This window comes from Serratia microhaemolytica (assembly GCF_004011885.1).
GTDB classification, from domain to species: Bacteria; Pseudomonadota; Gammaproteobacteria; order Enterobacterales; family Enterobacteriaceae; genus Serratia_G; species Serratia_G microhaemolytica.
Map to the genome: position 1 here is coordinate 203,664 of NZ_SBEF01000002.1, position 12,000 is coordinate 215,663.

7 protein-coding genes are annotated in these 12,000 nt (G+C 53.8%); 2 read left to right on the forward strand and 5 right to left on the reverse strand.

What is annotated here, in order from left to right:
* Positions 1–4 precede the first annotated feature (4 nt).
* The 5 genes from glgA to uvrA form a co-directional block, all read right to left on the reverse strand.
* The gene (gene glgA / locus EOJ37_RS02795; RefSeq protein ID WP_127957560.1) at positions 5–1,441 is read right to left on the reverse strand and encodes a glycogen synthase GlgA; all 1,437 of its coding nucleotides are present in this window, start codon (positions 1,439–1,441) and stop codon (positions 5–7) included.
* Positions 1,442–1,490: 49 nt separating this feature from the next.
* A complete protein-coding gene (gene glgC, locus EOJ37_RS02800; protein WP_127957562.1) occupies positions 1,491–2,768 on the reverse strand; it encodes a glucose-1-phosphate adenylyltransferase in 1,278 nt (425 codons plus the stop codon).
* Positions 2,769–2,777: 9 nt separating this feature from the next.
* A complete protein-coding gene (gene glgX, locus EOJ37_RS02805) occupies positions 2,778–4,769 on the reverse strand; it encodes a glycogen debranching protein GlgX (protein ID WP_127957564.1) in 1,992 nt (663 codons plus the stop codon).
* On the reverse strand, positions 4,766–6,949 hold the full coding sequence (gene glgB / locus EOJ37_RS02810) for a 1,4-alpha-glucan branching protein GlgB (protein WP_127957566.1): 2,184 nt from the start codon (positions 6,947–6,949) through the stop codon (positions 4,766–4,768). The genes glgX and glgB overlap by 4 nt, the downstream gene beginning before the upstream one ends.
* A gap of 587 nt (positions 6,950–7,536) precedes the next feature.
* Positions 7,537–10,368: an excinuclease ABC subunit UvrA gene (uvrA, locus tag EOJ37_RS02815; RefSeq protein ID WP_127957568.1), complete on the reverse strand. Its 2,832-nt coding sequence runs from the start codon at positions 10,366–10,368 to the stop codon at positions 7,537–7,539.
* A 309-nt stretch (positions 10,369–10,677) separates the two neighbouring features.
* Here uvrA and EOJ37_RS02820 point away from each other — a divergent pair, with 309 nt between their 5' ends.
* Together EOJ37_RS02820 and EOJ37_RS02825 are read left to right on the forward strand one after the other, a co-directional pair.
* Entirely contained in the window at positions 10,678–11,214 is a 537-nt protein-coding gene (locus EOJ37_RS02820) for a single-stranded DNA-binding protein (RefSeq protein WP_127957570.1), read from the forward strand.
* 302 nt (positions 11,215–11,516) lie between these two features.
* Positions 11,517–12,000 (forward strand): IS66 family transposase zinc-finger binding domain-containing protein (locus EOJ37_RS02825; protein ID WP_155522473.1); only part of this gene is annotated, 484 nt, incomplete at its 3' end.

A 12,000-nucleotide genomic window follows, 5' to 3' on the forward strand; every position in this document is an offset into this window, starting at 1 on the left:
TTAATTATGACAACAGACGCTGATAAAGCGACAAATAGCGCTGTGCGGCAATCTGCCAACCAAAATCGAGCCGCATCGCCTGGCGCTGGACATCGCGCCACTGCTGTGGCCTGCGCCATAACACCAGCGCACGCCGGATCGCACTGCTCAGCGAAGCTGCATGACAGTCATCAAATACAAATCCACTGGCCGAGCCATCGGCCAAGTTCTCCAGTGAACAATCTGTCACTGTATCTGCCAGGCCACCGGTCCGGCGTACCAGCGGTAATGCGCCATATTTCAGCGCGTACAACTGGGTTAGGCCACAAGGCTCAAACCGGCTGGGCACCAACACCACATCGGCGGCGGCAAAAATACGGTGTGAATACGCTTCATCGTAGCCAATCTGGACATTGATCTGGCCAGGGTGTGCCGCCGCAGCGGCAACAAATGCCTGCTGCAACCCAGCATCGCCGGTGCCCAACACCACCAGTTGAGCGCCCTGTTCGCGCAATAGTGGTAACACCTCCAGCAGCAGATCAAGCCCCTTCTGGCTGGTCAAACGGCTCACCACGGCAAACAGCGGCCGTTTGGCCTCCACCTGCAATCCGAGTGTCTTTTGCAGATGCAGTTTGTTCTTAACCTTATTGGCAAGACGATCTGCATCATAACGGGCGATCAAATGGGCATCATGAGCCGGGTTCCAGATCTTTTCATCCACGCCATTCAGAATGCCGGTAAGCCGACCTTGGTGTTGGCGCTGCTGCAATAAGCCCTCCATGCCGTAGCTAAATTGCGGCAGGGTGATCTCCTGGGCGTAGCGAGGGCTAACGGTGGTGATGTGATCAGCGTAGTACAGGCCGGCTTTGAGAAATGAGATCTGCTGGTAAAATTCAAGCCCTTCACGATCAAAAAATGCGTTTGGCAGCCACAGTTCCGCCAAATGATGCGCCGAAAATAGCCCCTGATAAGCCAGGTTGTGAATGGTAAACACCGAGCGTGCTGGGTGGCCATTAGCCGCCAGATAGGCACAACTTAACCCGGCGTGCCAGTCGTGAGCATGTAGCAGTGCTGGCCGCCAGTAGCGATCAAGCCCTTTGGCCAGTTCACAACCCAGCCAGCCCAGCAGTGCAAAACGACGATGGTTATCGCCATAGGCACACTGAGCATCGTCGTGATAGGGGCTACCTGGGCGATCATAGAGCCAGGGAGCATCAATCAGGTAGAGACCAACACCGTGATAGTCGCCGTAACGCAGCTTGACTGGTCCGGCAAACGAATCAACCTCTGCCACCAGTTCACTTTCCGTGACCGCCTGTCTGATCGCAGGAAATGCCGGTATCAGCAGGCGTACATCCGCACCGGCGGCGATTTGTGCCGCTGGCAGTGCTCCGGTGACATCCGCCAGCCCGCCGGTTTTCAGCAGCGGGAACATTTCAGAACATAGGTGCAAAACCTGCATAGTGACTCCCGTTATTCAGCAACGCGTTATCGTTGATTACCACCGTTCACTACAGCCGAGCAAGCATCTCGCGGGTAACCAGCACAATGCCCTGCTCTGAGCGGTAGAAGCGGCGGCTATCTAGCTCGGCATCCTCACCAATCACCATGCCATCCGGCAATCGGCAGGCGCGATCAATGATGCAGCGCTGTAAACGGCAGCCACGTCCGACCACCACATCCGGCAGCAGTACCGAGCGATCAATATTGCAGACCGGGTTGACGCGCACGCGTGGGAATAGCACCGAATATTGCACCGAGGAGCCAGAGACGATGCTGCCACCAGCAACCAGTGAGTTCATCGCGACACCGTGGTTACCCTGGTGATCCTGCTCAAAGCGCGCCGGTGGCAGTGGTTCAATATGGGTACGGATCGGCCAGGCGCGATCGTACATATCCAGTTGTGGCTTAACGGCTGCCAGCTCCAGGTTGGCCTGCCAGTAGGCATCGAGTGTGCCGACATCACGCCAATAGGGCGGTTGCTCACCGTTTGAGGTGACACAGGAGAGGGTAAACGGGTGCGCCCAGGCCGCGCGCTGCGCGACGATGCGCGGGATCAGATCATTACCGAAATCATGACTGGAGTCGGCCAGCAGCATGTCCTCTTCCAGCAGTTGGTAGAGGTAGCTGGCGTTGAAGGCATAAACCCCCATGCTGGCCAATGACTGGCTTGGATCACCCGGCATTGCCGGTGGATCGGCCATTTTTTCATGAAAGTTGATGATGCGTTGCTGCTCATCAATTTCCATCACGCCAAACGCGCTGGCCTGGCTGCGTGGCACCGGAATACAGGCGATGGTGCATTGCGCTCCTTTGCTGACATGGTCGATCAGCATCCGCGAGTAGTCCATTTTGTAGATATGATCACCGGCCAGGATCACCACATATTCCGCTTTGTAGCGGCGGATGATGTCCAGATTCTGGCAGACCGCATCAGCGGTGCCTTTGTACCAGTGTGCTGTGCCCTGGCGTTGTTGCGCCGGTAGCAGATCAACAAATTCGTTCATCTCCTCATTCAAAAATGACCAGCCGCGCTGGATATGCTGTACCAGGCTGTGTGAGTGGTATTGGGTGATCACGCCAATCCGGCGAATACCGGAGTTGAGGCAGTTAGAGAGGGCAAAATCGATGATACGGAACTTGCCACCAAAATGTACTGCCGGTTTGGCGCGGTTGGCAGTGAGATCTTTCAGCCGAGTGCCTCGTCCACCCGCCAAGATTAACGCCACTGCTCTGTTGGGCAACTGGCGTGCCAACATCAGGGAAGTTTTATTGTCAAAACCAACCATTGCTGACTCCTATTGATTGTCCTTTGCCAGCACCGTAAGCGAACGCGCAGCTTGATACCAGGCAGGTAAAGAGAAACGGAAGTTCTGTGGCTGAGTAAACGGAGCCACGGTGTGCCAGTCACCGGTCGGCAGCGTCATCACCACTGCGTGCGCACTGGCATTGACCAGCACCAGCCAGTGTTGTGATAACAGGATTTGCAGGCAGCGCTCGCCCTGCTGCCACTCAGCAATAGTCAGTGCCTGCCCCTGTGCGTTTAACCACTGCACACTGCCATCACCCGGCTGCCACCAGCGCCCGCTCTGCAATGCTGGGATTTGTCGGCGTAGTTTGATCAAGGCAGCGGTATACGCGGTGAGGGTTTGGTCAGCCTGCGACCAGTCAAGCCAAGTGGTTGGGTTATCCTGGCAATAGGCGTTGTTGTTGCCTTGCTGAGTGTGGCCATGTTCATCACCGGCCAGTAACATCGGCGTGCCTTGCGCTAACAGCAGTGTTGCCAGCAGCGCCTGCTGGCTGTGGCGGCGCTGCTGTAAAATCTGTTCATCGGCCTGTAGCCCCTCAATGCCGTGGTTGTCACTGAAATTATGCTGGCAACCGTCGCGATCCTGCTCGCCATTGGCATGGTTATGTTTCTGGTTAAAGCTGACCAGATCACGTAGGGTAAAACCATCATGTGCGGTGATCAGGTTGATGCTGGCATAGGGCAAGCGCCCACGTTGATTGAAAATAGCGCTCGATGCCGCAAAACGCTGGGCAAACTGCCCTAATGAGCACTGACCTCGCAACCAGAAACGGCGCATGTCATCACGAAACTGATCGTTCCATTCCGCAAAGCGGCCTGGAAACGCGCCCAGTTGATAACCAGAGGGGCCAATATCCCACGGTTCAACGATCAGTTTGCAGCGTGCTAGCGTGTCGTCGGCTAGCATCGCCTCAAAGAGCGGTGCATCGCGCCGAAATTCCGGGGTGCGGCCAAGTACCGTGGCCAGATCGAAACGGAAACCATCAACATGGCACTGTTCCACCCAGAAGCGTAGACACTCGATCACCCAGGTGACGGTTGCGGCATGATCCAGCCGTAGCGTGTTGCCACAACCGGTGAAATTCTGGTAGTCGCCCTCAGCAGTGAGCCAGTAGTAGCTGCGATTATCAATCGCGCGCAGTGACAGCGTTGGCCCTTGTCGATCCAGCTCTGCCGTGTGGTTGAATACCAGATCCAGGATCACCTCAATACCCGCTTTATGCAGCGCTTTTACCGCATCACGAAACTCAGTCAGCGTCTGCGGTACTTGGGCTGAGCTGCAATAACGCACATCCGGTGCATAAGGTGCCAGCAGGTTGTAACCCCAGTAATTGCTCAAGCCAAGCTGTTGTAAACGCGCTTCTGTGCTGTGCTGCTGGATCGGCAGTAACTCCAGTGTGGTGATGCCTAAGCGCTGAAAATAGTTGACCATCACTGGGTGACCCAAGGCGGCGAAACGGCCACGTATCGTGGCTGGCAATTCTGGGTGCAGTTGTGTTAAACCGCGAACATGCGCCTCGTAGATAATGGTCTGTCGCCACGGAATAGCCGGTGGGCGATCATCTTGCCAGTCATAGCGCAGATCAACCACCACACACTTTGGCATCTGTGCTGCACTGTCCTGCCAATCTGGCTGCTGCTCACCACCATACAGCGCCGGGTGATCCGTGACCGCCCCTTCAACGGCATGTGCGGCCGGATCAAGCAGCAGTTTATTGGCGTTAAAGTAGTGGCCTCGCGCCGGATCAAACGGCCCGTGCAGCCGATAGCCATAACGTAGCCCCGGCTCTGCTGCCGGTAGATAGCCGTGCCAGATATCGCCACTGCGCGCGGGTAAAAATAGGCGTGTTTCATGCTGGTGTGCATCAAACAGGCACAATTCAACCGCGCTTGCCGCAGCAGAGAAGAGCGCGAAATTCACCCCATGACCATCGTAATAGGCACCGAGCGGTGCCGCTAAGCCAGGCATTAACTGCGTCATTGCACCTCCCGTAACAGATAGACGGTAGCAAGTGGTGGTGCGACAACACAGATCGAGTGTTCTCGACCGTGGCTACTGACAGGCTCAGAGAGCACCCGACCTAAATTGCCGATATTGCTGCCGTGGTAGTAGTGGGAATCACTGTTGAGCAGTTCGCGGTAGCTGCCCGGCTGCGGAATGCCGATCCGGTAGTGGTAGCGCGGCACTGGCGTAAAATTAGAGACAGCAATCAACTGATTGCCTTGCGCATCATAGCGAGCGAAGACAAATACCGAGTTGTCGGCATCATCCACCACCAGCCACTCAAACCCGGCGGGCTGATAGTCGCACTGGTAGAGTGGCGGAGTCTGTTGGTAGCAGTGGTTGAGATCACGCACCCACCGTTGTACGCCATGATGCCAGTTATCCTCTGCTTCCAGCAGATGCCAATCCAGGCTGCTCTCTACATTCCACTCGCGCCCTTGGGCAAACTCGCCGCCCATAAACAGCAATTTCTTGCCCGGGTAGGCCCACATAAAACCGTAGTAAGCCCGTAAGTTGGCAAATTTTTGCCAGGCATCGCCCGGCATCCGATCAAGCAGGGAACCTTTGCCATGTACCACCTCATCGTGTGAAAGCGGTAACACAAAGTTCTCGCTGTAGGCGTACAACATGCCAAACGTCATCAAGCCGTGATGATATTTACGATGCACCGGATCATGCTGCATGTAGTTGAGGGTGTCGTGCATCCAGCCCAGATCCCACTTGTAGTGGAAACCCAAGCCGCCACTCTCTGGCGGCAGTGTCACGCCGGGGTAGTCGGTCGATTCTTCCGCCAGCATGACCGCTCCCGACCAGTGTTTGCCTATCGTTTGATTGGTGTAGCGCAGAAAAGAGATCGCTTCGAGATTCTCTTTGCCGCCGTAATAGTTGGGGATCCACTGCCCCTCGGCACGGCTGTAATCGCGGTAAAGCATTGACGCGACCGCATCGACACGCAGACCATCGATACCAAAGCGTTCCAACCAGTAAAGTGCATTACCCGCCAAGTAGTTGCGCACCTCGTGGCGGCCATAGTTGTAGATCAGTGTGTGCCAGTCAGGGTGAAAACCCTCGCGTGGGTCAGCATATTGGTAGAGTGCGCTGCCATCAAAGTTGGCCAGACCGTGCGCATCGCCAGGAAAGTGGCCAGGTACCCAGTCGAGGATGACATTAATGCCAGCTTGGTGCGCCGTGGCAACAAAATCACGGAACTGTTCCGGTGTGCCAAAACGGCGGGTCGGCGCATATAGCCCTAGCGGCTGGTACCCCCAACTGCCATCAAAGGGATGTTCGTTAATCGGCAGCAGTTCAATATGGGTAAAGCCCATCTGCTTGACGTAGGGGATTAGCTGTTGTGCCAACTGCGTGTAGGTGAGCCATTGGTTATGTTCGCCACGTCGCCAGGAGCCGAGGTGCAGTTCGTAGATCGCTACCGGCCGATCACGCTGATTCGCCAGTGTGCGTTCAGCACTGTTGGTGACGATAGCCGGTAATTGAGCCACTACCGAGGCAGTTTCTGGCCGCATCTGTGTAGCAAAGGCGTAGGGATCAGCCTTTAACTGTAGGTTGCCATTGCAATCCAGCAGTTCATATTTGTACAGTTGGCCGAGCTGTACCCCAGGTAGAAAGAGTTCCCAGATGCCATTTTCCCGCCGTAGGCGCATCGGATGGCGTCGCCCGTCCCAGTAGTTGAACTCACCGACCACGGAAACACGCCGCGCATTCGGTGCCCATAACGCAAAGCTGACGCCGTCAACGCCATCCAGTGTGCTGGGATGGGCGCCCAGTCGCTCATATGGCCGCAGATGGGTGCCTTCGGCCAGCAGCCAACTGTCAATATCCTGTAGCAGGGTGCCAAAACGGTAGGGATCGTCCAGCCGCTGCCGCTGCTGTTGCCATTGCACTTCAAACTGATAACGGAAAGGGGTCTGATCTTGTGCGAATAGCACGCTAAAAAAACCCTGTGGATCATCACATTCCAGCGCCGCTCGTCGTTGCTCGCTGGCGCTGTCAATCAGCCAGACCTGTTCGGCACCGGGCAGCCAGGCACAAACCTGTAGCCCGTGCTTGGTAACATGCATACCCAGTAACGAGAAAGGATCGGCACATTGACCGTTAATTAACTGATTGATAAGAAAACGTTCAGGCAGTATAGACATGACATCATTCCTTTAATCGCAAACATGCCTTTTGACAGGTAACCAGTGATTAAAAAACAACCACAAACACCATTATTCAACAACGCAGCCAAATAAAGTGTGACATCGGCTAGTTTTTAAACGTTTTGAGTTTACTATTTAATCAGATGCATATTTAATCAACGATGCTGTTCCTCTCAATATCGTGTTAATCTCGCGTTGCCAGAAAATCAGCGTAAGATCACTAACGTTTTTCACCAAAACCGGTAAAAAACGTTCATGCATTTGCCCTAACCAGAACATAAGGAACTTTTTTTCTATCAATAACGCGTGGTTTGTTTAAGCATAGACAACAGCGGAAAAAAGCAGGCGAGAAAAGCGAATATTTTTCCGGTTTACTATCAGATCAATAAAATATTCGGTTATTGGCGGTAGCGGGGCGAATTGCGGTGCGGTTGATTGCATGACTGGATATTGAAAATTGAAATAAAACAACTACTTTATGTCAGTCACTTCTCTGGTGCCACGGGGGATTGCGAGAGGGCAATTTCTGCCCTCTCGGTTGGCGCGATGGCATAAGCGCTAAGCGTCGACGTGCTTTTATGCCGTTACGATTTGCGCAATAGCGGTTTTAAAAAACGCGCGGTATGTGAAGTTTGACACTCGGCAACACTCTCTGGTGTACCTGCGACCAGTATTTCTCCGCCACCGCTGCCACCTTCTGGGCCGAGATCAACAATCCAGTCTGCGGTTTTTATCACATCCAGATTATGCTCAATCACCACGATGGTGTTGCCTTGGTCACGCAACTGATGCAGCACATCAAGCAGTTGCTGAATATCGGCAAAATGCAGGCCGGTGGTCGGCTCATCGAGGATATAGAGCGTTTGACCGGTGCCGCGTTTCGATAGCTCACGCGCCAGTTTAACCCGTTGCGCTTCGCCACCCGACAGCGTGGTGGCAGATTGTCCTAGCCGAATGTAGGAGAGGCCGACATCAATCAGCGTTTGTAGTTTACGCGCTAACGCAGGCACGGCAGCAAAGAAGTCATGCGCCTCTTCGATGGTCATCTCCAGCACTTCGTGGATATTTTTCCCTTTGTACTTCACTTCCAGTGTTTCGCGGTTGTAGCGCTTGCCACGGCACTGATCACAAGGTACGTAAATATCTGGCAAAAAGTGCATCTCCACTTTGATCACACCATCACCCTGGCAGGCCTCACAGCGCCCGCCTTTGACGTTAAAGCTGAAGCGGCCTGGTGTGTAGCCACGGCTACGCGCTTCCGGCACACCGGCAAACAGCTCTCGCACTGGCGTGAATAGCCCGGTGTAGGTTGCAGGGTTAGAGCGTGGCGTTCGGCCAATCGGGCTTTGATCGATGTCGATCACTTTATCAAAGTGCTCTAATCCGCTGATATCACGATATGGCGCTGGCTCTGCTAATGTCGCGCCGTTCAGTTGCCGCTGTGCCAGCGGGAATAGCGTGTCGTTGATCAGTGTTGATTTGCCGGAACCAGAAACGCCTGTGATGCAGGTCAATAACCCGACCGGCAGTGTCAGAGTGACATCTTTGAGGTTGTTGCCGCGTGCCCCAGTCAGCTTGAGTACTTTGCTCGGATCCGCCGCGATGCGTTGCGCTGGAATGGCGATCTGCCGCTGTCCTCCAAGGTATTGCCCAGTAAGCGACTCCGGTGCCGCGATAATCTGCTGCAATGTGCCTTGTGCCACGATCTGCCCACCATGTACTCCTGCGCCCGGGCCGATATCGAGGATATGATCGGCGGCACGGATAGCATCTTCGTCGTGTTCAACAACAATCACCGTGTTGCCCAAGTCACGCAGGTGGATCAAGGTCTCCAGCAAGCGTTCATTATCACGCTGATGCAGGCCAATGGAAGGTTCATCAAGTACATACATCACACCAACCAACCCAGCACCAATTTGGCTCGCTAGGCGGATGCGCTGCGCTTCACCACCGGAGAGTGTTTCAGCAGAGCGCGACAGTGACAGATAATTAAGGCCAACGTTGACCAGAAATTTCAGCCGATCACTGATCTCTTTCAGCACTTTTTCAGCAATCTTGGCGCGTTGCCCAGTCAGGTTAAGCTGCTGGAAAAATAGCATTGCCTGACCAATGCTGAGGTCTGAGATTTGCGGCAGTGTGGTGTTTTCCACAAACACATTACGCGCCTCTTCACGTAGCCGCGTTCCTTGGCAGGAAGTACAGGTGCGGTTGCTGATAAATTTGGCCAACTCTTCACGCACGGCGCTGGATTCGGTCTCTTTGTAGCGCCGTTCCATGTTGTGCAGCACCCCTTCAAACGGGTGGTGACGCAGCGTGGTATCACCGCGATCGTTAACATATCTGAATTCGATTTCTTCACGGCCAGAGCCATTCAACACAACCTGCTGGATACGCGCACTCAAGCTGTTGAATGGCGCTTCGATATCAAAATGATAGTGCTCTGCCAGTGAGCGCAACATCTGGAAATAGTAGAAATTGCGCCGATCCCAACCACGGATCGCACCGCCTGCCAGCGAAAGTTCCGGGTTTTGCACCACACGATCAGGATCAAAAAACTGTTGTACCCCTAGACCATCACAAGTTGGGCAAGCCCCAGCCGGATTATTGAATGAGAACAGGCGCGGCTCCAGTTCACGCATACTGTAACCGCAGCTTGGGCAGGCGAAATTGGCGGAAAACAGCAGCTCTTGCGCTTTGTCGTCATCCATATCTGCCACTACCGCCGTACCACCAGAGAGTTCCAGTGCCGTTTCGAACGACTCTGCCAGCCGCTGCGCCAGATCATCACGCACTTTGAAGCGGTCAACCACCACTTCAATGGTGTGTTTTTTCTGTAATTCCAGTTTCGGTGGATCGGAAAGATCACACACCTCACCATCAATTCGCACTCGGATGTAGCCCTGTGCCGCCAGATTTTCCAGTGTCTTACTGTGTTCACCTTTGCGATCTTTCACCACGGGCGCCAGTAACATCAGGCGTTTTCCCTCCGGTTGGCTCAGGACGTTATCCACCATCTGGCTGACGGTCTGCGCTGCCAGTGGGATGTGGTGTGTCGGGCAGCGTGGCTCACCGACCCGGGCAAACAGCAGACGCAGATAGTCATGAATTTCCGTGATGGTGCCCACCGTCGAACGCGGGTTATGTGATGTTGACTTCTGTTCGATCGAGATCGCCGGGGACAGCCCTTCGATATGGTCAACATCCGGCTTTTCCATCAGCGAAAGAAATTGGCGCGCGTAGGCGGAAAGTGATTCAACATAGCGGCGCTGGCCTTCGGCATACAAGGTATCAAACGCCAGCGAAGACTTACCAGAGCCAGACAATCCAGTGACGACTATCAACTTATCACGTGGGATAATCACATTGATATTCTTGAGGTTATGTGTGCGAGCACCGCGCACTTCGATATTATCCATTACACATCCCGTCTTGGAGAGACACCACACTTGTCAGACGTTTTTCAGCAGGGTTGGTGAGCCGTAGATAAAAAACGCCACTGCAATTACTAAACCAACAAGTATGACATAAAAAAAACTGAATGGATATCCAGTATATTGGTGCAACCGAGTCGGCAGGCTGAACCATTCTGAGAACTACTTCGCAGCTATAAACTCACTATCTGGCGTGCTACAATTGGTAGTTTGTACCCTTATGCGTTGAGGCTATAGCCCAGCAGTAATCCATAAGGGTATAGCTACGTATAATAACTTATCAGGAGATGGAACATGGCCAACAGAGGTGTAAATAAGGTAATTTTGATTGGGCATCTGGGCCAAGACCCTGAAGTTCGTTACATGCCCAATGGCGGTGCGGTCGCTAACATCACTCTGGCAACGTCTGAAGCCTGGCGCGATAAAACGACGGGTGAACAGAAGGAGAAAACCGAGTGGCACCGTGTGGTGCTGTTCGGCAAGTTGGCAGAGATTGCCGCCGAATACCTGCGCAAGGGTTCTCAGGTCTATATCGAAGGCGCACTGCAAACACGTAAGTGGGCAGATCAAGCCGGTGTCGAGCGCTATACCACAGAAGTGGTGGTCAATATGACCGGTACCATGCAGATGTTGGGTGGTCGTCAGGGCGGTGCAGCAGCAGGTGCCGGAGGTCAAGCCGCAATCGGGCAGCAAAACAACTGGAACCAGCCAGCGCAACCCGCCGCCAGCAACCGCTTTAGTGGTGGTCAGCAATCAGCACCTGCGGCACAAAGTGCGCCGATGCCAAGCAATGAGCCACCGATGGATTTTGACGACGATATTCCATTCTGAATGACATAGAGTGATTATGATTAAGTCATTCTTGATCTAGCCTAATTAACCGATGGGTTTTACAGACTATCAATGAAAAATAAGCCCTTTAAGTGCATAACCATTTGAAGGGCTTTTCGTTTTATGTGACTTTGTGTTTTTATAAAATCGCATAACTTTAGAAGTTGTAAATTACGCCGGGATAAGCACGGCGTCTGGTTGGCGGTACGTCGATGGCATCGTGGGCATTTTGTCTGGCAGCAGGTCGATGGTCAAACGCTGACACAATGGCAATAAAAAAGTGAATTAATCAATTGATTTAAATGGCAAGTCTACTCGATGAAGACAGTGACACCGACATCAGCGCGCTGGAAACCGAACTGGAAAAAAACCTGCCATCCGTCACACCCGCACCGGTCAACAAACCCAAGCGTCAGCCCCTGCCCACGCACTTGCCGCGTGAAGAAGTCCGCTTGGCGCCTGAGAGCACGCAGTGCCCACAGTGTGACAGTCCGTTGCGTTTTTTGCGTGATGAAGTCAACGAGACCTTGGATTATATCCCGGCACAATTTATCGTCAGAAAAACCGTACGTCCGCAATACAGTTGCCCGGATTGCCAAACGGTACACGGTGCCGAACTCCCCGCTCAGATTATTGATAAAGGTCAGGTGGCGCCGGGGCTGTTAACCCACATCACCCTCAGTAAATGTGTTGACCACCTGCCTCTCTACCGCCAAAGCCACATCTTCGCGCGTGAGGGCATCACCCTGCCAACCAGTACGCTTTCAGACTGGATGGGCAAAGTCG